Below are 24,417 nucleotides of genomic sequence, written 5' to 3' on the forward strand. Positions count from 1 at the left end.
GCGGCGGCGAGGGCCGCGCGGTCAAGCGCCATGGCGCGCCCGCTCCACCGCCGCCAGCACCCGCTCCGGCGTGGCCGGCGCGTCGAGGGCGGGGTAATGGGGCCCGCAGGCCGCCGCCGCGTCCGAGAGCGCCATCAGCACCGAGATGCCGAGCATGAGCGGCGGCTCGCCCACGGCCTTGGAGCGGTGCACCGTCTCCGCCCGGTTGTCGCCCTCCCGGAGCGCCACGTTGAAGACGCGCGGCCGGTCCGCGAAGGCCGGGATCTTGTAGGTCGAGGGCGCGTGGGTCGCGAGCCGCCCGGCCTCGTCCCAGACGAGCTCCTCGCTGGTGAGCCAGCCTGCTCCCTGCACGAAACCGCCCTCGATCTGGCCGATGTCGAGGGCGGGGTTCAGGCTCCGCCCCGCATCGTGGAGGATGTCGGCGCGCAGGATCCTGTATTCGCCAGTCAGCGTGTCCAGCGCCACCTCGCTCGCCGCGACGCCGTAGGCGAAGTAGTAGAACGGGCGCCCCTCGCCCTTCAGCCGGTCCCAGGAGATGTCGGGCGTGCGGTAGAAGCCCGTGGCCGAAAGGCTCACCCGGCCCTCCCAGGCGGCGCGCGCCGCCTCCGCGAAGGCGTAGCTCTCGCCGCCCACCTCCACGCGGCCCCCGCGGAAACGCACCGCCTCGGGCCGCGCCTGGTGGCGCTCGGCCAGGAAGACGGCCATGCGCCCCGCGATCTCCTCGCAGGCGCGCTTCACCGCCATGCCGTTCAGGTCCGATCCGGAGGAGGCGGCGGTGGCCGAGGTGTTGGGCACCTTGCCCGTGTCCGTCGCGGTGATCCGCACCGCCTCCATCGGCAGGCCGAAGACGGAGGCCGCCACCTGCGCCACCTTCTGGAAGAGCCCCTGGCCCATCTCCGTCCCGCCATGGTTCAGCGCCACCGAGCCGTCCTGGTAGACATGCACGAGCGCCCCCGCCTGGTTGAGATGGGTGAGCGTGAAGGAGATGCCGAACTTGACGGGCGTGAGCGCGAGGCCGCGCTTGATCACCGCGTTCCCGGCGTTCCAGGCCGCGATCGCCTCCCGCCGCGCGGCGTAGTCGCTCGTCTCCAGGAGCCGCCCGGTCATGCGGCCCAGGATGAAGTCCTCGACCACCTGGCCGTAGGGCGTCACGCGGCCCTCGCGCGGTCCCTTCCTCTTGCCGAAAATACCCTCGGGGGGTGAGGCGGCGGAGCCGCCGAGGGGGGCGGACAGCCCCCCTTCCGCATCGTCCGCCTCGGCGTAGTAGTTGATCCGCCTAACCTCCGCCGCCTCGCGCCCCACGCGGTGGGCCACGTGGTCGATCACCCGCTCCACGCCGAGCATCCCCTGCGGCCCGCCGAAGCCCCGGAAGGCGGTGGCGGACTGGGTGTTGGTGCGCAGCCGGTGGCTCTCGATCCGCACGGCGGGCAGCCAGTAGGCATTGTCGGCATGGAGCATCGCCCGGTCGGCCACCGGCAGCGAGAGATCCTGCGCCCAGCCGCAGCGCACGAGCTGGACGAAATCGACGGCGAGAAGCCGCCCCTCCGCGTCGTGGCCCGCGCGGTAGAGGATCCGGAAATCGTGGCGCTTGCCGGTGATGGTGAAATCGTCGTCCCGGTCGTAGCGCATCTTGCAGGGCCGGCCGGTGGCCCGCGCGGCCACCGCGCAGGCCACGGCGAGGGCGTTGCCCTGGCTTTCCTTGCCGCCGAAGCCGCCGCCCATGCGCCGCACCTCGACCCGCACGGCATGCATCGGCAGCCCGAGCGCGTCGGCCACCTTGTGCTGGATCTCCGTCGGGTGCTGGGAGGAGGCGTGCACCACCATGTCGCCGCCCTCCTGGGGCAGGGCGAGCGCGGCCTGCCCCTCGAGGTAGAAATGTTCCTGCCCGCCGATCTCGATCGCGCCTTCCGTCACCATCGGCGCGGCGGCGAGCGCGGCCGCCACGTCGCCGCGGCCATAGACGCGCGGGCCCTCCTCGAAACGCGCGCCGGCCGCGAGCGCCGCGTCGAGGGTGAGCACGGGCGGCTCCTCGTCGATGGCGATGCGGCCCGTCCGCGCCGCCTTGCGCGCGGCGAGATGGCTCGTCGCGGCGACGAGGAAGACGGGCTGGCCCAGGTAATGGACGCGCCCCTCGGCCAGGAGCGGCTCGTCATGGGCCGAGGGCGAGACGTCTTTCGCGAAGGGCAGCTCCGCCGCCGTCAGCACCGCCGCCACGCCCGGCGCGGCGCGCACCGCGCCGAGCTCGAGCGCCCGGATCGCCCCCCGCGCGGCCGGCGAGAGGCCGAAGGCGAGATGCAGGCAATCGGCCGGGACGGGGATGTCGTCCACGTAGCGCGCGCTGCCGTCCACGTGGCGGCCCGCGGCGTCGTGGGGGAGCGGCCGCGCGACGGTCACGGCGTGACCTCCAGCACATGGGCTGGGCGGCCGGCATGGGCGTGCACGGCCCGGCGCAGGAGGTTCCGCGCCACCGCGAGCCGGTAGCCGGCGCTCGCGCGCATGTCGGAGATGGGCCGGAAATCCTCGGCCCAGGCCGCGTCGGCGGCGGCGACGCCCGCCTCGGTGAAGGGCTGGCCGAGGAGCGCGGCCTCCACGGCGCGCGCCCGCTTCGGGATCCCCGCCATGCCCCCGAAGGCGATCCGCGCCGCCGCGACGCGGCCGTCTTCCAGCGCGAGGTGGAAGGCGCCGCAGACCGCCGAGATGTCCTGGTCGAAGCGTTTCGAGACCTTCCAGGCGAAAAGCAGGTCGGGCTGGCGCGGGATCGAGACCGCCTCCACGAACTCGCCCGGCGCGCGGTCCTGCCGGCCGTAGGCGAGGAAGAACTCCTCGAGCGGCAGGCTCCGCCGGGCCGCGCCCTTGCGCAGATGCAACGTGGCGCCGAGCGCGATGAGGGGCGGCGGCCCGTCGCCGATGGGCGAGCCGTTGGCGATGTTGCCGCCGATGGTGGCGGCCGCGCGCACCTGCTCGGAGCCGTAGCGGCGCAGGATCTCGGCGAAGGCCGGGTGGCGGGGCTCCATCGCCGTGCGGAGCCGCTCGATGGTGACGCCCGCGCCGATGCGGATCTCTGTTTCCGTCTCCTCGATCCGCTGCAGGTCGCGGCAGCGGTGCAGGAAGGCGACGGGGCCCAGATCGCGGAGCTGTTTCGTCACCCAAAGCCCCACATCCGTCGCCCCGGCGACGAGCGTGGCCTCGGGGTGGGCGGCATACCAGTCGGCGAGCGCGTCGGCGCTTTCCGGCAGGACGCAGGCAGGGGGGCTGTCCGCCCCCCTCGGCGGCTTCGCCGCCTCACCCCCCGAGAGTATTTCGCCCAAGAAGAAGGGCGGGTCGGCGTCGACCGCGGCGCTGTCCTCGGCGAGCCAGGCGGGGCGGGGCGAATCCTCGATCGCGCGGGCGGCGCGCAGGATCGGCGCGTAGCCGGTGCAGCGGCAGAGATTTCCGGCGAGCTGGTCGTCGTGGTCGGTGCGCCCGCGGGCGTGCGCGGCGGCCATGGCGACCACGAAGCCCGGCGTGCAGAAGCCGCACTGGCTGCCGTGATGCGCCACCATCGCCGTCTGGGCGGGGTGGGGCGCACCGTCCGGCCCGGCGAGGCCCTCCACCGTGCGCACGGCCTTGCCGTGGAGCTGGGGCAGGAAGAGGATGCAGGCGTTGAGGGCCCTCGGGCCGGTCGCGGCGTCGGTCACCATGACGGTACAAGCGCCGCAGTCGCCCTCGTTGCAGCCCTCCTTCGTTCCGGTCAGGCCACGGCGGCGCAGCCAGTCGAGGAGCGTCTCGGTCGGATGGGCCTCGGTCTCCACGGGGGTGCCGTTGAGCAGGAAGGCTGTTCGCATGTCGGTCAAGTCGCCGCGTTACCCTTGGGCCGGGGCGCCCCCTTCGATGCGGCGTAGAAGGGGCCGGCTGTTCCGTGCGCCGTGTGGCATGCTGCCGCGTGCGCGCTGCCTTTTCAAGGGCGTCGGGCAAGCCGGGCGCGCGGGCGCCGCGGACCGGCGCGGCGGGACGGGGTGTCAGGTCGGCGCGCGCTCGGCCCAGCCCGCGAAGATCCGCTCGAGCGCCACGACGACGTAGTAGAGAAGGATCCCCAGAACCGCGAGGGCGATGAGCACCGCGAACATCAGCGGGTAGTCGGAATTCGTCTTGCCGGAATCGAACAGCGCGCCCAGGCCGCGGCCATGGGGCGAGACGATCTCCATCAGGTTGGTGCCGATGAAGGCGAGCGTCACCGAGACCTTCAGCGCGCCGAAGAACTCCGGCAGGGTCTTCGGCAGGGCGATCTTCCAGAAGATCTTCGACTGCGAGGCGCCGAGCGAGCGCAGGATGTCGCGGTATTCGGGCTCGAGCGTTGACAGGCCGATGGAGACCGAGACCGCGATCGGGAAGAAGGAGATCATGAAGGCGATGAGCACGGTGTTGAAGTCGTGTGCGCCCACGAAGATGAGCGCGACGATGGGCACCACGGTGGCCTTCGGGATCGCGTTGAACCCCACCAGCAGCGGGTAGAGCGCGTCGCGCATCATGCGCGAGAAGCCCATCACCATGCCGAGCGCCACGCCCACCATTACCGCGAGCAGGAGCCCCAGCACCGTGCGCCAGAGCGTCTGCCAGCCCATGATCACGAAGAGGTCCCAGTACTTCGCGTAGGCGGGCACGAGGTCGGAGGGCGAGGCCATCTTGTAGTCGGGCCAGCCATTGGCCCAGACGGCCGCTTCCCAGAGAACGAGAAACACCAGGATGGCGACGAGCGGCGCCGCGGCCCGGCGCAGGCCCCGGGTCATTGCGCGGCCTCGGGCGTGTCGGTGCCGGCGCGGCCCTGGGCGATCTCGATCTGGTGGCGCAGCTCTGCAAGCATGTCCGCCGCCTCTGCCGTGTAGAGGTGATCGAGGTCGCGTGGGCCGGCCTGCGGCAGGTCGAGCACGTATTGCGTGCGTGCCGGGCGGCCCGAGAGCACCACCACCCGGTCCGCGAGGAAGATCGATTCGCGCAGGTCGTGGGTGATGAGCACGCCGGTGAAGGGTTCCTTTTCCTTGAGCGCGTGCATGGTCTGCCAGAGATCCTCGCGGGTGAAGGCGTCGAGCGCGCCGAAGGGTTCGTCGAGGATCAGCACCTCGGGCTGGTGGATGAGCGCGCGGCAGAGCGAGGCGCGCTGGCGCATGCCGCCCGAAAGCTCGGAGGGGCGCTTGTCCTCGAAGCCCTCGAGCCCCACGAGTGACAGGAGACGGCGCGCCCGCGCCTCCTGCTCGGCGCGCGAGAGCGGCGTCTTCACGATCTCCAGGGGCAGCAGCACGTTCTTCAGGATCGTGCGCCACTCCAGCAGAACCGGGTTCTGGAACGCCATGCCCACGTTGGAGCGCGGCCCGGTGATGGGCGTGCCGTGCACGCGCACCTCGCCCGCGTCGGGGATCATCAGCCCCGCGATCAGCCGCGTGAGCGTGGACTTGCCGCAGCCCGACGGGCCCACCACGGCGACGAAGCCGCCCTCGTTCACAGTGATGTCGAGCCCGTCGAGGACCGGCAGCGGCCCGTCCTCGGTGCGGTAGGCATGGCGCACGCCGCGGATGTCTATCAGGTTTTCCAATGGCCTGCTCGTGGTCTCGTGTGTGGCGCGCGGGCCTCTTGCGGCCCGCGCGCGGTCGCGTCAGTCGAGCGGGAAGCCGCCCTCGGGCAGGTAGGCGTCGGTGAAGTAGAGCGACGCGTCGGGCGCGTTCTGGAACTCGTAGGTCAGCGCGATCTGCTCCAGCGCCGTGGCCATGCGGTCGGGATCCACGGTGCCCATGCCGTTCGCTGCGGTATAGTCGGTGACCACGTTGGCGTCGATGGCGAGTGCGAGGCGGCGTTCCTCGAGCGCGGCGTCCGCGGCGGGATTGCGCGCCACGAGGCTCTCGATCGCCGCGGCCGGCTCCGCGATGGCGTCCTTCCAGCCCATGGCGACCGCTTCGAGGAAGCCTTCGACCGCCGCCGGGTTCGCGGCGGCGAACTCGGTGTTGACGATGACCGCGTTGCCGTAAAGCGCGACGCCGTGATCGGCCATCAGGATGGTCGAGATGTCCTCTTCGGGCACGCCGAGGCGCACGAGGTTCAGGAAGGACGAGAAGGAAAAGCCCGTCACCGCGTCCACCTCTCCCTCGGCGAGCATGGGTTCGCGCGTGGGAAAGCCCACCGGCTCCACGGTGATCGCGTCCATGTCGAGATCGTTCTCGGCGGCGAAGATCGGGAACTGCGCCCAGGCGCCGTCGGGCGGCGGCGCGCCCAGGACGCGCCCCTCGAGATCCTTGGGCGCCTCGACGCCCTGGCTCTTGCGGCCGACCACCGCGAAGGGCGGCTTGTCGTAGACCATCATCACGGCGGTCACCGGCGCGCCCGGGTTCTGGTCGAGGAACTTGATGAGGCTGTTGATGTCGGCGAAGCCCACCGGGAAGGCGCCGGTCGCGACCTTCGGGATGGCGTCGAGCGAGCCCTGGCCGGCGGTGATCTCGACCTCGAGCCCCGCGTCGGCGAAATACCCCTTGTCGATGGCGACGAAGTAGGGCGCGGCGGGGCCTTCGAACTTCCAGTCAAGCGCGAAGGGCATGGCGGTCTGCGCCGTGGCGGCGCCTGCGAAAGCCGCGAAGGCGGCGGCGGCGAGGATCGGGCGATGGAACACGTCTGGTCTCCCTGTTGTCGTTGGCGGACGTTCGTGGGTGCACCCGTCCGTCTGTGTCGTCCCGCCGGTCTTGGCCATGCCCCGCGCTGGCGCGCAGGCGTCAGAGCCGCCGGCTGGCCGGGCAACGATACAGATTTGGGCGATTCGCTTAATCCCGGGGCAGAAATTTCCTGCGCCTGCGTGTCCGGCTGTGCAAGGACCGCGTCCCGCCGCCCCCGGCCGGTATCGCCCGGGACGCGTTCGCGGGGTGGCGTGAAAATGAGCAACGCGGCTCAAACCGCTCATGAAGCAGGCGGCAGGGCGTGCCGCAGCCGGTGTGAGCGGCGCACGGCGCTGCCGGCCGGGTGTCATGGCTGTTGAAAGAGGGGCGACGCGATCGCGACCCCGGGAAGCCCAAGGCGATGACCCATGCCCTTCGACAAGCGTGAAACCCTGCCCGTCCAGCCGCGGGCGCAGGGCGCGCTGCGGGTGTCGGCGAAGGCGGGCCCGGGGGGCGGTCGGCTCGAGGCGCTGCGCGCGCAAGGCTCGCTGCGCGCGCTCTTTCCGCGGGGCGCGCGGGGCGTGGAGGTCTGCCTCGTGAACACGGCGGGCGGGCTGACCGGCGGCGATCGCGTCGCGGTGGAGGCCACGGCCGGCGCGGGCGCGACGATCACGCTGTCGACCCAGGCGGCGGAGCGGGCCTACCGCGCCGAGCCGGGCAGCGAGGCGCGGCTCGACGTGCGCCTCGCGGCGGGGCCGGGCGCGCGGCTCTCCTGGCTGCCGCAGGAGACGATCCTTTACGACGGCGCGGCGCTGGCGCGGCGGCTGCACGTCGATCTTGCCGGCGACGCGCGGCTCCTCCTGGTGGAGTCGCTGGTCTTCGGGCGAGCGGCCATGGGGGAGCGTCTTCGGGAGCTGCGCTTTCGCGACCGGATCGAGATCCGGCGCGACGGGCGGCTCGCCTGGCTCGACGCGGTGCGCCTCGAGGGCTGCGCGGCGGAACTGCTTGCGCGTCCGGGCGTGGCGGCGGGCGCGGGCGCGATGGCGGCCCTGGTCTACGCGGGGCCCGACGCGGCGGCGCAACTCGGTCCGCTGCGCGCGGCGTTCGGGGCCTCGGGCGGGGCGAGCCTGGTCGAGGACGGCCTTCTGGCCGCGCGGGTTCTCGCGCCCGAGTCTCACGCGTTGCGCCGCGCGCTCCTGCCCGCGCTCGACCGGCTGACCGGCGACAGTCTTCCCAAGGCCTGGAGGCTCTGACGATGCTCCTCACCCCCCGCGAACGGGACAAGTTGATGGTGGCCATGGCCGCCGAGGTGGCGCGGCGGCGCCTTGCCCGCGGCGTGAAGCTCAACCACCCCGAGGCCGTGGCGCTCATCACCGACGCGGTGGTGGAGGGCGCCCGCGAGGGGCGCTCGGTGGCCGACATGATGGAGGCGGGCGCGCAGGTCGTCACCCGCGAGATGTGCATGGAGGGCGTGCCCGAGATGATCCCCGACGTGCAGGTCGAGGCCACCTTTCCCGACGGCACCAAGCTCGTGACCGTCCACAACCCCATCCGCTGAAGAAAGGACTTCGCCCATGAGATACCTCACGGCCGTTCCGCTCCTCCTTATTGCCGCCGCGCCGGCGGCCGCCCATCCGGGGCCCCACCTGCACCCGCATGACGGGGCGGGCTGGCTCTGGGTCGTGGCGCTTCTCGCGCTCGCTGCCGCGGCGCTCCTCGCCTGGGCGGGGTGGCGGCGATGATCCCCGGGGAGGTCTTCCCCGCCGAGGGCATGCTGACGCTCAACGAAGGCCGCGAGGCGGTCACGTTGATGGTGGCCAACACCGGGGACCGCCCGGTGCAGGTGGGCAGCCACTACCATTTCGCGGAAGCCAACCCCGCGCTCGAGTTCGACCGCGCGGCGGCGCGGGGCCTGCGCCTCGACATTCCCGCGGGCTCGGCCGTGCGCTTCGAGCCCGGGCAGCGCCGCGAGGTCGCGCTGGTGCCGGTGGCGGGCGCGCTGCGCATCTTCGGGTTCAACGGCCAGGTCATGGGGGCGCTCTGATGCCCGCACGGATTTCCCGCGCCGAGTATGCCGCGATGTTCGGCCCCACGACGGGCGACCGCCTGCGCCTTGCCGACACCGATCTTGTCGTCGAAGTTGAGAAAGACCTTACAACCTACGGGGAAGAGGTGAAATTCGGCGGTGGCAAGGTGATCCGCGACGGCATGGGCCAGAGCCAGGCGACCCGCGCCGACGGCGCGGTCGACACGGTCGTCACCAACGCGCTGATCGTCGATCACACCGGCATCACCAAGGCCGATGTGGGGCTGAAGGACGGGCGGATCGCGAAGATCGGCAAGGCCGGCAATCCCGACATCCAGCCGGGCGTCGACATCGTCGTGGGGCCGGGGACGGAGGTCATCGCCGGCGAGGGCAAGATCCTGACCGCCGGCGGCTTCGACAGCCATGTCCACTTCATCTGTCCGCAGCAGGTGGAGGACGCGCTGCATTCCGGCATCACCACGATGCTGGGCGGCGGCACGGGGCCGGCGACGGGCACCATGGCCACCACCTGCACGCCGGGGTCCTGGCACATCGGGCGGATGCTGCAGGCGGCCGACGCCTTCGCGATGAACCTGGCCTTCGCCGGCAAGGGCAACGCCTCGCTGCCGCAGGCGCTGGTGGAGCAGGTGGAGGCGGGCGCCTCTGCGCTCAAGCTGCACGAGGACTGGGGCACGACGCCGGCGGCGATCGACTGCTGCCTCTCGGTCGCGGACGACCACGACATCCAGGTGATGATCCACACCGACACGCTCAACGAGAGCGGGTTCGTCGAACACACCCTCGCCGCGATGAAGGGGCGCACGATCCACGCCTACCACACCGAGGGCGCGGGCGGGGGCCACGCGCCCGACATCATCCGCATCTGCGGCGAGGCGCATATCCTGCCCTCGTCCACGAACCCGACGCGGCCCTTCACGGTCAACACAATCGAAGAGCATCTCGACATGCTGATGGTCTGCCACCACCTCGACAAGTCGATCCCCGAGGACGTGGCCTTCGCCGAGAGCCGGATCCGGCGCGAGACCATCGCGGCCGAGGATATCCTCCACGACATGGGCGCGTTTTCGGTGATGGGCTCGGACAGCCAGGCGATGGGCCGGGTGGGCGAGGTGATCCTGCGGACCTGGCAGACCGCCGACAAGATGAAGAAACAGCGCGGGCGGCTTGGCGACGAGACCGGCGAGAACGACAATTTCCGCGTCCGCCGCTACATCGCCAAATACACCATCAACCCCGCAATCGCGCACGGCCTCGCCCACGAGATCGGCAGCGTGGAGGCGGGCAAGCGCGCCGACCTCGTGCTCTGGTCGCCCGCCTTCTTCGGGGTGAAGCCCGATCTGGTGCTGATCGGCGGCACCATCGCGATGGCCCAGATGGGCGATCCGAACGCCTCCATCCCCACGCCGCAGCCGGTCTATTCGCGGCCCATGTGGGGCGCCTATGGCCGCTCGGTGGAGCGCTCGGCCGTCACCTTCGTGAGCCAGGCGGCGCAGGCGGCCGGCATCCGTGACACGCTGGGGCTGGCCAAGGAGACCGTCGCGGTCCACGGCATCCGCGCCGTGACGAAGCGCGACCTGATCCTCAACGACGCGCTGCCGAAGATGGAGGTGGACCCGGAGACCTACGAGGTGCGCGCCGACGGGGAGCTTCTGACCTGCGCGCCGGCCGAGGTGCTGCCCATGGCGCAACGCTATTTCCTGTTCTGAGGCAATGACATGACCGAGCTTCCCATCGCGCAGACGCTCCATCGCAAGGGCGAATGGCACGGGCCCGCGGAGTGGGTACGGCTCGACTACGAGTCGCGCTTCCTGCGCCGCAAGCGGCTGGAGACGCGGGACGGTGTGCCGTTTCTCGTCGATCTGCCGCACACCGTCTCGCTGGAGCATGGCGACGCGCTGGAGCTTTCCGACGGGCGGCTCGTCGAGGTCGTGGCCGCGCCCGAGCCGCTTTACGAGGTCACGGGCGACCTGCCGCGGCTGGCCTGGCATATCGGGAACCGTCACACGCCCTGCCAGGTGGCGCCTGGGCGGCTCTTCATCCGGCGCGATCACGTGCTCCGCGACATGCTGGACCGCCTCGGCGCCCGGATCGAGGAGGCCGAGGCGCCCTTCACCCCCGAGGGCGGCGCCTACGGCCACGGCAGGACCCACGCCCATGCTCACTGAGCCCGGGGCGGATGCGCTCCTTACCCTCGCGCAGTGGCTCTCGCCGGCCTATCCCACGGGCGGCTTCGCCTGGTCCCACGGGCTCGAGACCGAGATCGCCGAGGGGCGGGTGCGCGACCGGGAGAGCTTCGCGGCCTGGCTCGCCGACGTGCTGGAGCATGGGGCGGGGCGCGCTGACGCGGTGTTCCTGATGGAAGGCTGGCGCGCGGAGACCCCCGCGGAGGTGCGGGAGGCCGACGCCACGGCCCGCGCCTTCGCGCCCTCGGCCGAGCGTCGCGCCGAGACCGTGGAGCAGGGCGCGGCCTTCGCCCGCACCACCGCCGCCGTCTGGGGGCTCGACCTCGCGCCGATGGCCCAGCCCGTGGCGGTGGGGCGCGCCGCGCGCCTCATGGGCCTGCCCGGGGAAGAGACGCTGCGGCTCTACCTCCACGCCTTCGCCACCGCGCTCGCCGGTGCGGCGCAGCGTCTCGTGCCCCTCGGCCAGACCGAGGCGCAACAGGCGCTCGCCGGGGCCGCGCCGCTTTGCGCGCGGCTCGCGCGGGAGGCGGGCGCGCTCGGGCCCGACGATCTGTCCTCCATCGCATGGGCGGCCGACATCGCCTCCATGCGCCACGAAACTCTCGAGACGAGGCTTTTCCGCTCATGACCATGAACGGCCCCCTTCGCGTCGGAATCGGGGGCCCGGTGGGCGCGGGCAAGACGACGCTCACCGCCGCGCTGGCCCGCGCCCTCGCGCCCGATCACTCCATCGGCGTCATCACCAACGACATCTACACGCGGGAGGACGCCGAGGCGCTTCTGCGGATGCAGGTTCTCCCCGGGGACCGGGTGATCGGGGTGGAGACGGGCGGCTGCCCGCACACCGCGATCCGCGAGGACGCCTCGATCAACCTCGCCGCCGTGGCCGAGCTCTCCGCCCGTCATCCGGGCCTCGAGATCGTGCTGATCGAGTCGGGCGGCGACAACCTCGCGGCCAATTTCAGCCCTGAGCTCGCGGATCTGACGATCTACATGATCGACGTCGCCATGGGGCAGGACATCCCGCGCAAGAAGGGGCCGGCGCTGATGCGCTCGGATCTGCTGGTCATCAACAAGACGGACCTCGCGCCCCATGTGGGCGTCGATCTCGAGGAGATGCGCCGGGACGCCGCCGAGAACCGGCAGGGCCGGCCCACCGTCTTCGCCGCGCTGCGCCAGGGCGAGGGTGTGGCGGAGGCGGTGGCGCATCTGCGGGAACTGGGCGGGCTCGCGCCGCGCCCGCTGCGCGCGGCGCGCTAGGGCCGGGCGCGCTGCGGGCCGCGTCAGCCGCCCGCGCCGGCGCGATACCATTCGGAGAGGGCCTGCCGCTCCTCCCCGGTCATGTAGGTGAGGTTGCCGGGCGGCATGGCGTGGCTCGCCCCGGCCTGCAGGAAGATCGCGCGGGCCTGGCGCGCGACGTCCGCCTCGGTCTCGAGCGCGACACCCTTGGGCGCCCAGTGCAGCCCCTGCCAGAGCGGCTCGCGCGCGTGGCACATGGAGCAGCGGGCGAGCACGATGCCGTGGGCCGTCCCGAACCCCTCGGCGGCGGCGAAGCGCGCCGCGGCGCCGGTCTCGGGCAGCGCGGCCTCCGCGGGCGCGGGGCCGCGGCCGGGCAGGGCGGAGAGCCACATGATCGCGAGGAAAAGGATCGCCGTCGCCGCCCATGTCCAGTTCGGGCGGCCCTTACGGGCGTGCAGGGTGTTGAAGTAGTGCCGGATCGTCACCCCCATCAGGAAGACGAGCGCCCCGATCGCCCAGGCATGGGGCGTGCCGAAGGCCAGCGGGTAGTGGTTCGACAGCATCAGGAAGATGACCGGCAGGGTGAGGTAGTTGTTGTGGGTGGAGCGGAGCTTGGCGATCCGCCCGTATTCGGGATCCGGCACGCGCCCGGCCTTGAGGTCGCCCACGACGATGCGCTGGTTCGGCATGATCACGAGGAAGACGTTCGCCGTCATGATCGTCGCGGTGAAGGCGCCGAGATGCAGAAGCGCCGCGCGCCCCGTGAAGACCTGGTTGAGGCCCCACGACATCGCCACGATGACCCCGAAGAGCACCAGCATCAGCACCACGGGCCGGTGGCCGAGGGGCGACCGGCAGAGCCCGTCGTAGATCAGCCAGCCGAGCGCGATGGAGCCCGCCGAGAGCAGCACCGCCTGGAAGACCGAGAGATCCGCCTTCGCGGGATCGATCAGGTAAAGTTCCGCCCCCGCCCAGTAGAGGATCATCAGGAGCGCCGCGCCCGACAGCCAGGTGGCGTAGCTTTCCCACTTGAACCAGGTGAGTTCCTCGGGCAGCCGCTCGGGCGCCACGGCGTATTTCTCGATGTGGTAGAAGCCGCCGCCATGCACCTGCCATTCCTCGCCGGTCACGCCCTCGGGCATGCCGGGCCGTCGCACCAGCCCGAGATCGAGCGCGATGAAATAGAACGAGGTGCCGATCCAGACCATCGCGGTGACGACGTGCAGCCAGCGCACGGCGAAGGCGATCCAGTCCCAGAAGATGGCGAAATCGAGCATGGCGAAGCCTCCGGTGGGCACCGCCCCGGCATAGCGCCGCCGCGCGCGGGAGGAAAGACCAGCCGCGCCGCCCGCGGGCCGCGGGACCGCGCCTGCCGAAGGATCGGGCCGCGGCGCGGCGCCTAGCTGCCGCGATAGGTGGAATAGCCGTAGGGCGACAGCAGGAGGGGCACATGGTAATGCGCCGCGCGATCCGCCATGCCGAAGCGGATCGGCACCTCGTCGAGGAAGAGCGGCTCCGCGGCGGCCGCGCCTTGTGCGCGCAGGTAGTCCCCGGCGGCGAAGACCAGCTCGTAAACGCCTGTCTCGAAATCCTTTTCGGGCAGGATAGGCCCGTCCGTCCGGCCGTCGGCGTTGGTGGTGGCGCGGGCCACCTCGCGGCGCGTGCCGTTCTCGATCCGGTAAAGCGCGATCGCAATCCCCGCCGCCGGGCGGCCCGCCGCGGTGTCCAGCACATGGGTCGTGAGATAGCCCGCCATGGCGCGCCCCCTTTTCTTCCGTCTCGCTTTCCGGTCTCATCCCGCGCGCGTCCCGTCAAGCAGGAGGACCGAGGTGCAGCGCTACCCCCGCGACATGACAGGCCACGGCCCCACGCCCCCCGACCCGCGCTGGCCCGGGGCCGCGCGGGTGGCGGTGCAGATCGTGCTCAACTACGAGGAGGGCGGCGAGAACTGCATCCTGCACGGCGACGCGGCCTCCGAGGCCTTCCTGTCGGAAATCTCGGGCGCCGAGCCCTGGCCGGGCGAGCGCCACTGGAACATGGAGTCGATCTACGAATACGGCGCGCGGGCCGGGTTCTGGCGGCTCCACCGGATGCTGGCCGGCCTGCCCGTCACCGTCTTCGGGGTGGCCACGGCGCTCGCCCGCGCGCCCGAGCAGGTGGCGGCGATGAAGGACGCCGGCTGGGAGATCGCGAGCCACGGGCTCAAGTGGATCGAGCACCGCGCGATGCCCGAAGAAGAGGAGCGCGCGCAGATGGCCGAGGCCATCCGCCTGCACGCCGAGGTCGTCGGCGCGCGCCCGCGCGGCTGGTACACCGGGCGCTCCTCGATGAACACCGTTCGCCTTGCCGCCGAGGAGGGCGGCTTCGCCTATGTCGCCGACAGCTACGCCGACGATCTGCCCTACTGGATCCGCACCGGCGGGCGCGATCAGCTCGTCGTGCCCTACACGCTCGACGTGAACGACATGCGCTTCGCCGTGCCGGCCGGGTTCGGCTCGGGCGCGGAGTTCGAGCGCTACGTGACGGACGCCTTCGACACGCTCTACGCCGAAGGATCGGCCGGGGCGCCGAAGATGCTGTCCATCGGGCTGCATTGCCGCCTCGCAGGGCGGCCGGGCCGGGCCGCTGCGCTCGCCCGCGCGCTCGACCACATGCGCGGCCATGACGGCGTCTGGTTCGCCACGCGGCTCCAGATCGCCGAGCACTGGGCGCGGGAGCACCCGCCCACGGGCCGCGCGCGTCCCTCCGAGATGGACCGCGACGCCTTCGTGGCGGCCTTCGGCGGCATCTTCGAGCACTCCCCCTGGATCGCGGAGCGCGCCTGGGCGCTGGAGCTGGGCCCCACTCACGACACGGCGCGCGGGGTTCACGCGGCGCTGGCGCGCGTCTTCCGCAGCGCCTCGGAGAAGGAGCGGCTGGGCGTGCTCCGCGCGCATCCCGACCTCGCTGGGCGGCTCGCTGTGGCGCGGCGGCTCACCGAGGCGAGCGCGGCGGAGCAGGCCGCGGCCGGGCTCGACGCGCTCACCGACGCGGAGCGGGAAAAATTCACTTCTTTCAACGCGGCTTACACCGAGAAGTTCGGGTTTCCCTTCATCATCGCCGTGCGCGATCACGACAAGGCGGGCATCCTCGCGGCCTTCGAGCGGCGGCTGGCCAACGACCGCGAGGCCGAGGTCGCGGAAGCCTGCCGGCAGGTGGAGCGGATCGCCGAGCTTCGGCTGCGGGAGGCGCTCGGATGAGCCGGGAGATCGTGGCGCGCCCCCTCGACGCGGCGGCCTTCGCACCCTTCGGCGACGTGCTGGAGGCCGCGGGCGCGCCCGACCAGCTCATCAATGCCGGGCGGTGCAGGCGCTTCCACGACCGCGCGCGGCTCGATTTCGGCGACGGGCGGGCGGGGATCAGCCTCTTTCGCGCCGAGCCCCGCGCGCTGCCGCTGGAGCTCGACCTCGTGGAGCGCCATCCCGATGGCAGCCAGGCCTTCCTGCCGATGACCGCCGATCCCTTCCTCGTCGTGGTGGCGCCGGACGAGGGCGGGCGCCCGGGCCGGCCGCTGGCGTTCCTGACGCGGCCGGGGCAGGGCGTGAACTACCTGCGCGGCACCTGGCACGGGGTTCTGGCGCCGCTCGCCGCGCAGGGGCTCTTCGCCGTGGTGGACCGGATCGGCCCCGGCGCGAACCTCGAGGAGCATGTCTTCGCCACGCCCTGGCGGATCACGGCGGGCTGAGCGGCGGGTGGCGGTTCACGTCCTTGTAGAGAAGGTAGCGGAAGGGCCCCGGCCCCCCGGCATAGCAGGCCTGCGGGCAGAAGGCGCGGAGCCACATGAAATCGCCCGCCTCCACCTCCACCCAGTCGCGGTTGAGCCGGTAGACGCCCTTGCCCTCCAGCACGTAGAGCCCGTGCTCCATCACATGGGTCTCGAGGAAGGGAATCGCCGCGCCGGGCTCGAGCGTCACGATCGTCACGTGCATGTCGTGGCGCAGGTCGTCCGGGTCCATGAAGCGGGTCGTGGCCCAGCCCCCCTCGGTGCCGGGCATCGGGTCGGGCGCGATCTCGGCCTCGCTGGTGACGAAGGGGGCGGGAAGGTCCAGCCCCTCGACGGCCTGGTGGCGCTTGCGGATCCATTGCAGGCGGGCCGGTTCGCCGCCCTCGTTGCGCAGCCGCCACTGCGTGCCGGGCGGCAGGAAGGCGAAGCTCCCGGGCGCGAGCCGGTGCGTGGCCCCCGCGAAGGAGAGCGCCGCCGTCCCGCCGGTGACGAAAAGCGCGGCCTCGGCCTCGGGGTCGGGTTCGGGGCGGTCGGAGCCGCCGCCGGGGGCGACCTCCAGCGCATATTGCGCGAAACTCTCGGCGAAGCCGCTCATCGGGCGGGCCAGCACCCAGGCGCGCGTTTCCCGCCAGAAGGGCAGGCGGCTTGCCACGATGTCGCGCTGCACGCCGGCCGGGATGACGGCGTAGGCCTCGGTGAAGACGGCCCGGCCGGTCAGAAGATCGCCCTGGCCGGGATGCCCGCCCGGCGGGGCGGCGTATCGCCTGTCGGTCATGCGCTCGCGGTCCTTCAGCTTCTGGCCTCTCGCGCCTTTGTCGGACGAAACGGCGCGGCTGTCACGTCCCTCGCGCGCCAGGGGCGTTGACGCAAGTCAAGGCCCCGCCCGCGCCGTGATGTTCAGGTGGGCGCAGCGACGGCGGGGAGGCGGCGATGGCAGCGACAGCAAGCGGACCCGAAGGGCTGCCCGCGGAGAGGTTGCAGACACGCTGCGACCCGTCCGCGTTCCCCTTCGCCAGCACGGCCGAGCTCGACGGGCCGGCCGACCTGATCGGGCAGGAGCGCGCGCTCGACGCGATCCGCCTTGCCGGCGCGATCCCGCACCGGGATTTCAACGTCTTCGCCCTCGGGCCCGAGGGCACGGGGCGCCACAGCGCGCTCATGCGGATCCTGGGCGAGGCGGCCGCCGATCGGCCGCGCCCGAAGGACTGGGTCTACGTCAACAACTTCGAGGCCGAGCACAAGCCGCGCGCGATCGGGCTGCCCGCCGGCGTGGCGATCCCCCTCCGCGCGGCGATGCAGGACCTCGTGGACGATCTGGCCAGTGATCTGCCCGCGCTTTTCGAGTCCGATGACTACCAGAGCCAGCGCCGCGCCATCGAGCAGGAGTTCAGCGAGGAAGAGGAGTCCTCGCTCGAGGAGTTCGCCGAGCGCGCCCGCGCCGAGGACATCGCGCTCCTGCGCACGCCGATGGGCTTCATGCTGAGCGCGCTGCGCGACGGCGAGCTCGTCAAACCCGACGACTACCGCAAACTCGACGAGGAGGAGCGCGCCGAGATCGACGCCAAGATCGCGCGCCTTCAGGAGGAGCTGGCGGTCGTGCTGCGCGAGGCGCCGCGCCGCGCCAAGCGCCACCGCGAACGGGTGGAGGCGCTGAACGCGGCGATGGCCAAGCGCGTGGTGGACGCGCGCGTGGCCGAGGTGGCCGAAGCCTTCGACACCATTCCGGACATCCAGGATTTCGTGGCCGAGCTGCGCGAGGACATCGTGGCCAACGCCGAGCTCTTCCTGCGCCGCGCCGCGCAGTCGAAGGACGCCCCGTTCCCCGACACCGTGGGCAAGGCGCACATGGACCCGGTCTTCGGCCGCTACGCCGTCAACGTCATGGTGGGGCAGGAGGCCGAGACCGAGACCGGCGCGCCGCTCGAGCACGAGGCGCTGCCGACGCTCGACCGCGTGGTCGGGCGGATCGAGCACGCCACGCATATGGGCTCCCTCGTCACGAACTTCACTATGATCAAGCCCGGCGCGCTGCACCGCGCCAACGGCGGCTTTCTCGTGCTCGACGCGCGGCGCATCCTGTCCGAGCCCTACGCCTGGGACGGGCTCAAACGCTGCCTGCGCAACGGCGAGATCACCATCTCCTCGCTCGGCGAGCGGATGAGCCTCGTCTCCACCACCTCGCTCGAGCCCGACCCGATCCCGCTCGACCTTCGGGTGGCGCTGGTGGGCGACCGGATGCTCCATGCGCTGCTGGTGATGCTCGATCCGGATTTCGCACGTCTTTTCAAGCTTCAGGCCGATTTCGACGATGTCGCGGACCGCGACGACGAGACGCTGATGGGCTTCGCGCGGCTTTTCGGATCGCAGGCGCGCGCGGCGGGGCTGCGCGCGCTCACGGCGGCGGGCGTCGCGCGTCTCGCCGACGAGGCGGCCCGCCTTGCGGGCGACACGGAAAAGCTCAGCCTGCGGCTCGAGGCGCTGGGCAACCTGATGCAGGAGGCCGACCATTACGCCGGCGCGCGGGGCGGAGAAGAGATCGGCGCCGGGGACATCGCGGCCGCGGTCACGGCGCGCGAGCGCCGCGCCTCGCGCCTCCGCGACCGGATGCAGGAGGCGATCCGCCGCGGCACCGTGCTCATCGACACCGCGGGCGCGGAGGTCGGGCAGATCAACGGGTTGTCGGTCATCGGGCTGGGCGACTACGCCTTCGGCCGGCCCTCGCGGATCACCGCGCGGGTGCGCCTGGGCGCGGGCAAGCTCGTGGACATCGAGCGCGAAGTGGAGCTTGGCGGCCCGCTGCATTCCAAGGGCGTGATGATCCTGTCGGGCTACCTCACGGGCACCTACGCGCGCGATCTGCCCTTCTCGCTTCATGCGAGCCTCGTCTTCGAGCAGAGCTATGGCGGCGTCGACGGCGACAGCGCCTCCTCCGCGGAGCTTTACGCGCTGCTGTCGGCGCTTGCGGGGTTGCCGATCGACCAGGGCCTCGCCGTGACGGGCTCGATCAACCAGAAGGGCGAGGTTCAGCCCATCGGCGGGGTGAACGAGAAGATCGAGGGCTTCTTCGAGACCTGCGCCGCGCGCGGCCTGACGGGGCGGCAGGGCGTGCTCATCCCCGAGGCGAACGTGGCCCACCTGATGCTGCGCGACGAGGTGGTGGAGGCGGTGCGCGCGGGCGGGTTCCGCGTGATCCCGGTGTCGCACATCGACGAGGGGGTCGGGATCCTGACCGGAACGCCCGCGGGCACGCGCGGCGAGGACGGGGAATTCCCGCCCGAGAGCGTCAACGGGCGCGTGGACGCGGCGCTGCGCCGCTTCGCCGAGGCGCGGCGCGCCTTCGTGCGGGCGCCGTCGCATCCGGGCGCCGGGGGACCGGACGGGGAGGGCGCGCCATGAGCGCCCCCGCGCCGCGGCTTCTCGTCGGGGCGGGCAGCTTCGCGGAGGCGCGGCGCGCCCTGCGCCTGGCCGAACTGCTGCGGGGGCGCGCGCTCGGCCGGGTGGGCGGGCTCCTCTTGGCCGATCCGCTGCCGGGCCGCCTGGCCGAGCTGCCGGGGCAGAGGCTGGTGAGTTTCGGCGGAGAGCTGTCGCCTGCGCCGGGCCGGGCGGCCTTCGCGCGCCTTGCGTCCGGCGACGCGCGCGCCTTCGAGGCGGCGCTGCGCGCCTTCGCCGCGCAGGCCGGCACCGGCTGGAGTTTCGAGCGGCGGGAGGCCGAGCTGGCGGAGGGGCTTCTGGGCGCGGCGGCGGACTGGGATCTCGTGGTGATCGGGCAGGGCGCGGACACCGCGGCCGCCGGGCGCGTGGTGCTCGTGTCGGCACGAGGGAACGCGCCCGGGCCGCTCTACCCGCTGGCGGCCGACCTGGCCGGCCGGATGGGCGCGGATCTCGTCGAATCGGGGCTCGACGCGGCCGGTCGCGCGCGGCTCGGCCGGATGAGCGTCGCCTGCCTCGTGATCGACCGGGCCGACGCGCTGGCGCTGGGCCGCGCGGGGCTGCGCGCCCTTCTTGACGCGGCGCGGGGTCCCGTGCTGCTGGCGGCGCCGCGCGCGGGCTGACGCGGCGCCCCGCGGCGCGCTTCGCCCCGCCCGGAACGGCGACGAAGATTCACCCGAAACACGACACCTTTCAGACACTTTCTCGCGCCTCAATGGCCGCAATCCTCCTGTCTAAGGAGGGTTCGCATCCTGCCTTGCGTCAAGGACGAGGACGAGGACGTGACCGAGCAGACCGAAGACATCGCCGTCGATCCGGCAGAAGAGTTCGGGGACGCGCTGCGCCCCGGGACCGAGCTGTGCGGCGGCCAGTACACCATCGACAGCTACCTGAACTCCGGCGGGTTCGGGATCACCTATCTTGCGCGCGACAGCCTGGGCCGGAAGGTCGTGATCAAGGAGTGCTTTCCCGGCGCCATGTGCTGCCGCAAGAGCGACAACGTGCGGCTGCGCTCGCGCTCCTACCAGTCCGATTTCGACAAGATCATCGAGCTGTTCGAGCGCGAGGCGCGCGCGCTTTCCGCGCTCGAGCATCCGAACATCGTGGGCGTGCACCAGATCTTCAAGGACAACGGCACCGCCTACATGGCGCTCGATTTCATCGAGGGGCGGGACCTTCTCCAGATCATGGAGGAGGAGCGGGACCTGCTGACGCCCCGGACGATAAAGCGGCTGCTGATCCAGTTGCTCGACGCCGTGGCCTACATCCACGAGCGCGGGATCCTGCACCGCGACATCTCGCCCGACAACATCCTGCTCGATCCCGACAACAGTCCGGTGCTGATCGACTTCGGCGCGGCGCGCGAAAGCGCGAGCCGCGCCAGCCGGATCCTGTCCAAGGTGCACACGGTGAAGGACGGCTACTCGCCGCAGGAATACTACCTCGCGGGCAGCTACCAGGGCCGCTCGAGCGATCTCTACGCCCTTGCCGCCACCTTCTACCATCTCATCAACGGCCGTCCGCCGCCGAACAGCCACCTGCGGCTTGCCGCGACGGCCGAGAACCGCCTCGACCCCTATGTCCCCCTCGGCAACGGCACGAAGGGCTACGACGCCTATTTCCTCACCGCGCTCAACCAGTGCCTGAGCGTCTTTCCCAAGGATCGCCTCGACAGCGCCGAGGAGTGGCGCGAGATGGTGGACACCGAGCGCCGCGAGGCCATGCTGCGCGCCCAGGCGCAGAAGGACAAGGACATGGAGCACAAGATCTCCATGCTCGTCACGCAGTCCCTTCAGGCGATCGAAGAGGACGACAGGACCGCGCCATCGGCCACGGAGGCCGCGGCCCGGGAGGCGGTCGCGGCGCGGGCGCCGGGCGAGCCGCTGACCGTGCCGGTCGGCTCGCGGATGTCCGACTTCCCGTCGCGGATCCGTCCGCGCCGCGATCCCGTCTCCTTCGAGGATCTTTATCCGGAGGCGGAGGCGCGGCCTGCCGCCAGCCGCGGGCCCGCGGCCGCGCCGCCCGCCGCCGCCCCGGCGCCGCGGCTGCTGCCACGGCTGCTTTCGGGCGCGGCCCGGTTCCTGTGGCGGCGGCCCCGAACCCGTCCCGGCAATTACAGAGAGGCGCAGAGACAGAGATGAGGCAGCTCCGAGACGTGATCGTGCGCAAGCGCCCCCGGGCGCGCCAGGAGGACAGTTCCGAAGACGTGCCCTATGTCCGGGATTTCGCCGAGATCGCGGCCGAGCGCCCGCGCCGCGCCGAGGGCGGGGCGACGGCGGAGAACGGCGGCGACACGCCCGGGCGCGACGTCGCCGAGGAGCTCGTCCAGATCGCCGGGGCCCGCACCGCGCCGCCCGCGCCCGAGGCGCCCGCGCAGGACGGCGCCGACGACGCCGAGACCGCCGCGCCGAAGATCTGGGATCTCGAGCCGGAGCCGGACCCCGACCGGGAGGATGCGGCCCCCGAGGCGCCCGCCCCGGCCGTGGCGCCCGGCCGGACCGCGCGCGCCGGACGGGTCAAGACCCGGCTTTTGGGCTTTCACGGCGAGGAGTTGCCGAAGGATGTCTTCGCGCAGCCGCCCGTCGCGCGCGCGCCCACCGCCGAGTTCCCGGCCGGCTGGCTCGTCGTGGTGGAAGGGCCCGGCCGCGGGGCCTCCTTCTCGGTCGCCGCGGGCGTGTCGACCATCGGGCGGGGCGACGGGCAGACCATCCAGCTCGATTTCGGCGATACCAGCATCTCGCGCGATCACCACGCGGCGGTCGCCTACGACGACGAGCAGAACCGCTTCTTCGTCGGTCACGGCGGCAAGTCGAACATCGTGCGGCGCAATGGCAACCCCGTGCTCGCCACCGAGGATCTGGAGGATGGCGACCTGATCCGCGTGGGCAAGACGGTGCTGCGCTTCGTCGCCCTGTGCGGTCCCGGCTTCCGTTGGGAGTTGGGCGAAACGGACGGGCAGGCCGATGCTGCAGGCCGCTGAACTGCTTCTCGATACCGCCTCGGCGCTGTCTCAGGGGCGCCGGGAGCGGCAGGAGGATGCCGTGATCACGGGCTTTCCCCAAGGCGGGGAGATCGGCATCGCCGTGCTGTCGGACGGCATGGGCGGCCATGCCGCGGGCGACCTGGCGAGCCGTCTCATCGTCACGGAGGTCTTCAGCGAACTCATGCTGCACGGCGCCGAGGCCGACCGCTTCCGCGACGCCACCCCGGCCATCCTGCGTCACGCGGTGGAGGGCGCGAACGAAAGCGTCCGCGCCCATGGCGACGCCCGGAGCGACCGCGACGGGATGGGCGGGACCGTCGTGGCCACCGTGGTGCAGGGCGGCTGCCTGCACTGGGCGTCGGTGGGCGACTCGCCGCTCTACCTCTTTCGCGACGGAGCCCTCTCGCGGCTCAACGAGGACCACTCCCTGGCGGCGCAGATCGACCTGATGGTGAGCGAGGGGCTGATGGACGCCGAGGTGGCGCGCTGCCACCCGCAGCGCAATTGCCTGTCAGCGGTGCTGATGGGAGAGGCGATCGAGCGGATGGACTGCCCGGCAGAGCCGCTTCCGCTTGTGCAGGGCGACGTGGTGCTGATGGCCAGCGACGGTCTGCAATTCCTCGACGACGCCACGATCGCGGGCATTCTCGGGCGTCATTCCGCGCAGTCGAGCGACGCGATCGCCGCGGCGTTGCTCGACGGCGTGGCCGCGCTCGACGATCCCGACCAGGACAACGTCGCGCTGGTCGTCATCCGGGTTTCGGACGCGCAGACGCCCTCGCGCCGGGGCATGGCGCCCTTTCTTCCCGGGGCCGATGGCCGCTTCGCGCCCGGCGCGGCGGCGGCCAGCGCCTTCGGCGCCCTGCGCCAGCTTGTCGGCGGCGCGCGCCAGCGGAGGTCGACGTGACGGTCGCCCCGCGCATCGACGCGGCCGGCGCGCTGGCCCGGCTGGAGGCGGCACGCGACGCGCGCGCCCTGCCGCCGCGTGCCGCGGATCGCTGCGGGCGCATCATCGACGCGCTGCGCCGTCCCGTCCGCGTGGCGATCCTGGGCCTGCCGGGGGCGGGAAAGCGCCGGCTTCTCGATGCGTTTGCCGGACATGCGATCGCGGCCGGCGACACGGTGCCGCCGACCTGCCAGCTTGCCTTCGGCGAGGCGGCGCGGACCACGGCCACGCTCGCGGACGGCGCGACGCTGACACGCGACGGGCTGCCCGACGCGGCGCTTCTGGCCAAGGGCGCGGTCTTCCTGCGGATCGAGGCGCCGCTGCCCGCGCTGCGCCGCATGTCCTTTCTTCTGGTGGCGGCCGAGGGCACGCCGCGCGACATGCGCGCGGCGCTGCGCTGGTGTGCGCCGCGCACCGATCTGGCGCTCTGGTGCACGCGGCGCTTCGGCGAGGAGGAGCGGGCGTTCTGGCGCGACGGGCCCGAGGCGCTCAAGCATCACGCGCTTCTGGTGCAGACCGACCCGGACGCGCCCGCCGTCGAAGGCTGGGCCGAGGCCGGCTTCGACGGACGCTACCCCGTCGCGCCGGCGGCTGACGGCACGGCCGGGACGCTGGCGGGCATGGAGGCGCTTTTCGCGCGCCTCGCGCGCGACATCGACCACGCGCTGGCCGAGGATCTGGACGCCGCGATGCTGTTCCTGAACCGCTTCGAGCCGAGGCCCGCCGCCGAGACCGCGGACGCCGAAGACGACAGCGCCCCCGCGCCGAACCGTCCCGCCGACGCGGGGTCCCCGCCCGCCGATCCGGGCGCGGCCGTGGCCGAACCGCGCCGCCCGGCCGACGTGATGCGCCTGTCGCGCCCCTTTCTCTACCTCCGCGCCCGCGCCCGCGCGCTTCTCGAACGCCTCGCCGACGCCGAGGCGCAGGGCGGCTGGGCCGGCGACGTGCTGGCCCATTGCACGGAGACCACCGAGCGCCTGGCCGACCTGCTGGAGGCCGACGCGCCCGACGACGTCTCGGGCGCCGCGCTGCACCGCGCGGTGATCGAGGCGAGCGAGCTTGCCGTGCTGCTCCAGCTCGAGGGCGGCGAGGAGCAGGCCCGCGAGGCCGCGACGCTTCTTCTGCAACTGCGCGAGGAGTTCGCGCAGGAACTCGCGGCATGACCCCGCTGCGCCCCATCGCCGGCGCGCCGCGCCGACCTGACCACGCCGCGTGG

At 72.3% G+C, this 24,417-nt stretch carries 24 protein-coding genes; 16 read left to right on the forward strand and 8 right to left on the reverse strand.

The genetic code is table 11. The features are described 5' to 3' along the window. Window positions 1–21 precede the first annotated feature (21 nt). The 5 genes from xdhB to AB6A66_RS14830 form a co-directional block, all read right to left on the reverse strand. Window positions 22–2,394: a xanthine dehydrogenase molybdopterin binding subunit gene (gene xdhB / locus AB6A66_RS14810; RefSeq protein ID WP_371056491.1), complete on the reverse strand. Its 2,373-nt coding sequence runs from the start codon at window positions 2,392–2,394 to the stop codon at window positions 22–24. Then, on the reverse strand, window positions 2,391–3,824 hold the full coding sequence (xdhA, locus tag AB6A66_RS14815; protein WP_371056536.1) for a xanthine dehydrogenase small subunit: 1,434 nt from the start codon (window positions 3,822–3,824) through the stop codon (window positions 2,391–2,393). Before xdhA ends, xdhB begins: the two co-directional genes overlap by 4 nt. 174 nt (window positions 3,825–3,998) lie before the next feature. Beyond that, window positions 3,999–4,766 (reverse strand): ABC transporter permease, encoded by a 768-nt coding sequence (locus tag AB6A66_RS14820; protein ID WP_371056492.1) that lies wholly within the window; start codon window positions 4,764–4,766, stop codon window positions 3,999–4,001. Continuing rightward, window positions 4,763–5,566: an ABC transporter ATP-binding protein gene (locus tag AB6A66_RS14825; protein WP_371056493.1), complete on the reverse strand. Its 804-nt coding sequence runs from the start codon at window positions 5,564–5,566 to the stop codon at window positions 4,763–4,765. Before AB6A66_RS14825 ends, AB6A66_RS14820 begins: the two co-directional genes overlap by 4 nt. 60 nt (window positions 5,567–5,626) lie before the next feature. Next, window positions 5,627–6,631 (reverse strand): ABC transporter substrate-binding protein, encoded by a 1,005-nt coding sequence (locus tag AB6A66_RS14830; RefSeq protein WP_371056494.1) that lies wholly within the window; start codon window positions 6,629–6,631, stop codon window positions 5,627–5,629. Window positions 6,632–7,039: 408 nt separating this feature from the next. Between AB6A66_RS14830 and AB6A66_RS14835 the strand changes: the two genes are divergently transcribed. The 8 genes from AB6A66_RS14835 to ureG are packed head-to-tail and all read left to right on the forward strand — an operon-like array spanning window position 7,040 to window position 12,101. Further along, entirely contained in the window at window positions 7,040–7,864 is an 825-nt protein-coding gene (locus tag AB6A66_RS14835; protein ID WP_371056495.1) for an urease accessory protein UreD, read from the forward strand. A gap of 2 nt (window positions 7,865–7,866) precedes the next feature. Then, a complete protein-coding gene (locus AB6A66_RS14840; protein ID WP_371036400.1) occupies window positions 7,867–8,169 on the forward strand; it encodes an urease subunit gamma in 303 nt (100 codons plus the stop codon). A 16-nt stretch (window positions 8,170–8,185) separates the two neighbouring features. Beyond that, window positions 8,186–8,353: a hypothetical protein gene (locus tag AB6A66_RS14845; RefSeq protein ID WP_371056496.1), complete on the forward strand. Its 168-nt coding sequence runs from the start codon at window positions 8,186–8,188 to the stop codon at window positions 8,351–8,353. Next, window positions 8,350–8,655 (forward strand): urease subunit beta, encoded by a 306-nt coding sequence (locus tag AB6A66_RS14850; protein WP_371056497.1) that lies wholly within the window; start codon window positions 8,350–8,352, stop codon window positions 8,653–8,655. The genes AB6A66_RS14845 and AB6A66_RS14850 overlap by 4 nt, the downstream gene beginning before the upstream one ends. Then, window positions 8,655–10,364 (forward strand): urease subunit alpha, encoded by a 1,710-nt coding sequence (gene ureC / locus AB6A66_RS14855; protein WP_371056498.1) that lies wholly within the window; start codon window positions 8,655–8,657, stop codon window positions 10,362–10,364. Before AB6A66_RS14850 ends, ureC begins: the two co-directional genes overlap by 1 nt. A 9-nt stretch (window positions 10,365–10,373) precedes the next feature. Further along, entirely contained in the window at window positions 10,374–10,823 is a 450-nt protein-coding gene (locus AB6A66_RS14860; RefSeq protein ID WP_371036396.1) for an urease accessory protein UreE, read from the forward strand. Next, window positions 10,813–11,469 (forward strand): urease accessory protein UreF, encoded by a 657-nt coding sequence (locus AB6A66_RS14865; protein WP_371036395.1) that lies wholly within the window; start codon window positions 10,813–10,815, stop codon window positions 11,467–11,469. The genes AB6A66_RS14860 and AB6A66_RS14865 overlap by 11 nt, the downstream gene beginning before the upstream one ends. Further along, entirely contained in the window at window positions 11,466–12,101 is a 636-nt protein-coding gene (ureG, locus tag AB6A66_RS14870; RefSeq protein ID WP_371036394.1) for an urease accessory protein UreG, read from the forward strand. The genes AB6A66_RS14865 and ureG overlap by 4 nt, the downstream gene beginning before the upstream one ends. Window positions 12,102–12,124: 23 nt before the next feature. On the opposite strand, the gene AB6A66_RS14875 is transcribed toward ureG, so the two are convergent. Together AB6A66_RS14875 and uraH are read right to left on the reverse strand one after the other, a co-directional pair. Then, window positions 12,125–13,357, reverse strand: coding sequence for a urate hydroxylase PuuD (locus AB6A66_RS14875; RefSeq protein ID WP_371056499.1), 1,233 nt, complete (start codon window positions 13,355–13,357; stop codon window positions 12,125–12,127). A 122-nt stretch (window positions 13,358–13,479) separates the two neighbouring features. Then, the gene (gene uraH, locus AB6A66_RS14880; protein ID WP_371036392.1) at window positions 13,480–13,836 is read right to left on the reverse strand and encodes a hydroxyisourate hydrolase; all 357 of its coding nucleotides are present in this window, start codon (window positions 13,834–13,836) and stop codon (window positions 13,480–13,482) included. A gap of 73 nt (window positions 13,837–13,909) precedes the next feature. Here uraH and puuE point away from each other — a divergent pair, with 73 nt between their 5' ends. Further along, on the forward strand, window positions 13,910–15,319 hold the full coding sequence (gene puuE / locus AB6A66_RS14885; protein ID WP_371056500.1) for an allantoinase PuuE: 1,410 nt from the start codon (window positions 13,910–13,912) through the stop codon (window positions 15,317–15,319). Beyond that, the gene (locus AB6A66_RS14890) at window positions 15,316–15,804 is read left to right on the forward strand and encodes an ureidoglycolate lyase (RefSeq protein ID WP_371056501.1); all 489 of its coding nucleotides are present in this window, start codon (window positions 15,316–15,318) and stop codon (window positions 15,802–15,804) included. Before puuE ends, AB6A66_RS14890 begins: the two co-directional genes overlap by 4 nt. Here AB6A66_RS14890 and AB6A66_RS14895 read toward each other — a convergent pair. Beyond that, window positions 15,791–16,618, reverse strand: a complete 828-nt coding sequence (locus tag AB6A66_RS14895; protein ID WP_371056502.1) for a bifunctional allantoicase/(S)-ureidoglycine aminohydrolase — start codon at window positions 16,616–16,618, stop codon at window positions 15,791–15,793. The two genes, AB6A66_RS14890 and AB6A66_RS14895, sit on opposite strands and share 14 nt — an antisense overlap. A gap of 155 nt (window positions 16,619–16,773) precedes the next feature. On the opposite strand from AB6A66_RS14895, the gene AB6A66_RS14900 reads away from it, so the two are divergent. From AB6A66_RS14900 to AB6A66_RS14925, 6 genes are all read left to right on the forward strand, one after another. Then, a complete protein-coding gene (locus tag AB6A66_RS14900) occupies window positions 16,774–19,239 on the forward strand; it encodes a Lon protease family protein (RefSeq protein ID WP_371056503.1) in 2,466 nt (821 codons plus the stop codon). Further along, window positions 19,236–19,895, forward strand: a complete 660-nt coding sequence (locus AB6A66_RS14905) for a hypothetical protein (RefSeq protein WP_371056504.1) — start codon at window positions 19,236–19,238, stop codon at window positions 19,893–19,895. Before AB6A66_RS14900 ends, AB6A66_RS14905 begins: the two co-directional genes overlap by 4 nt. A 159-nt stretch (window positions 19,896–20,054) precedes the next feature. After that, entirely contained in the window at window positions 20,055–21,413 is a 1,359-nt protein-coding gene (locus tag AB6A66_RS14910) for a serine/threonine-protein kinase (RefSeq protein WP_371056505.1), read from the forward strand. Next, window positions 21,410–22,252 carry an FHA domain-containing protein gene (locus AB6A66_RS14915; RefSeq protein ID WP_371056506.1) on the forward strand — a complete coding sequence of 281 codons (843 nt, stop codon included), beginning with the start codon at window positions 21,410–21,412 and terminating at the stop codon, window positions 22,250–22,252. Before AB6A66_RS14910 ends, AB6A66_RS14915 begins: the two co-directional genes overlap by 4 nt. Further along, window positions 22,236–23,162: a PP2C family serine/threonine-protein phosphatase gene (locus AB6A66_RS14920; protein ID WP_371056507.1), complete on the forward strand. Its 927-nt coding sequence runs from the start codon at window positions 22,236–22,238 to the stop codon at window positions 23,160–23,162. Before AB6A66_RS14915 ends, AB6A66_RS14920 begins: the two co-directional genes overlap by 17 nt. Further along, window positions 23,159–24,364 (forward strand): hypothetical protein, encoded by a 1,206-nt coding sequence (locus AB6A66_RS14925; RefSeq protein WP_371056508.1) that lies wholly within the window; start codon window positions 23,159–23,161, stop codon window positions 24,362–24,364. The genes AB6A66_RS14920 and AB6A66_RS14925 overlap by 4 nt, the downstream gene beginning before the upstream one ends. Window positions 24,365–24,417 lie beyond the last annotated feature (53 nt).

The organism is Rhodosalinus sp. K401, from assembly GCF_041365735.1.
Taxonomy (GTDB): Bacteria; Pseudomonadota; Alphaproteobacteria; order Rhodobacterales; family Rhodobacteraceae; genus Rhodosalinus.

What these genes read in the sequence shown, in the direction of transcription:
- xdhA (WP_371056536.1), bottom strand. Translation starts at nt 3,824, where the DNA reads ATGCGAACAGCCTTCCTGCTCAACGGCACCCCCGTGGAGACCGAGGCC.
- AB6A66_RS14820 (WP_371056492.1), bottom strand. Translation starts at nt 4,766, where the DNA reads ATGACCCGGGGCCTGCGCCGGGCCGCGGCGCCGCTCGTCGCCATCCTG.
- AB6A66_RS14835 (WP_371056495.1), top strand. Translation starts at nt 7,040, where the DNA reads ATGCCCTTCGACAAGCGTGAAACCCTGCCCGTCCAGCCGCGGGCGCAG.
- AB6A66_RS14840 (WP_371036400.1), top strand. Translation starts at nt 7,867, where the DNA reads ATGCTCCTCACCCCCCGCGAACGGGACAAGTTGATGGTGGCCATGGCC.
- AB6A66_RS14845 (WP_371056496.1), top strand. Translation starts at nt 8,186, where the DNA reads ATGAGATACCTCACGGCCGTTCCGCTCCTCCTTATTGCCGCCGCGCCG.
- AB6A66_RS14850 (WP_371056497.1), top strand. Translation starts at nt 8,350, where the DNA reads ATGATCCCCGGGGAGGTCTTCCCCGCCGAGGGCATGCTGACGCTCAAC.
- ureC (WP_371056498.1), top strand. Translation starts at nt 8,655, where the DNA reads ATGCCCGCACGGATTTCCCGCGCCGAGTATGCCGCGATGTTCGGCCCC.
- AB6A66_RS14860 (WP_371036396.1), top strand. Translation starts at nt 10,374, where the DNA reads ATGACCGAGCTTCCCATCGCGCAGACGCTCCATCGCAAGGGCGAATGG.
- AB6A66_RS14865 (WP_371036395.1), top strand. Translation starts at nt 10,813, where the DNA reads ATGCTCACTGAGCCCGGGGCGGATGCGCTCCTTACCCTCGCGCAGTGG.
- ureG (WP_371036394.1), top strand. Translation starts at nt 11,466, where the DNA reads ATGACCATGAACGGCCCCCTTCGCGTCGGAATCGGGGGCCCGGTGGGC.
- AB6A66_RS14875 (WP_371056499.1), bottom strand. Translation starts at nt 13,357, where the DNA reads ATGCTCGATTTCGCCATCTTCTGGGACTGGATCGCCTTCGCCGTGCGC.
- uraH (WP_371036392.1), bottom strand. Translation starts at nt 13,836, where the DNA reads ATGGCGGGCTATCTCACGACCCATGTGCTGGACACCGCGGCGGGCCGC.
- AB6A66_RS14890 (WP_371056501.1), top strand. Translation starts at nt 15,316, where the DNA reads ATGAGCCGGGAGATCGTGGCGCGCCCCCTCGACGCGGCGGCCTTCGCA.
- AB6A66_RS14895 (WP_371056502.1), bottom strand. Translation starts at nt 16,618, where the DNA reads ATGACCGACAGGCGATACGCCGCCCCGCCGGGCGGGCATCCCGGCCAG.
- AB6A66_RS14900 (WP_371056503.1), top strand. Translation starts at nt 16,774, where the DNA reads ATGGCAGCGACAGCAAGCGGACCCGAAGGGCTGCCCGCGGAGAGGTTG.
- AB6A66_RS14905 (WP_371056504.1), top strand. Translation starts at nt 19,236, where the DNA reads ATGAGCGCCCCCGCGCCGCGGCTTCTCGTCGGGGCGGGCAGCTTCGCG.
- AB6A66_RS14915 (WP_371056506.1), top strand. Translation starts at nt 21,410, where the DNA reads ATGAGGCAGCTCCGAGACGTGATCGTGCGCAAGCGCCCCCGGGCGCGC.
- AB6A66_RS14920 (WP_371056507.1), top strand. Translation starts at nt 22,236, where the DNA reads ATGCTGCAGGCCGCTGAACTGCTTCTCGATACCGCCTCGGCGCTGTCT.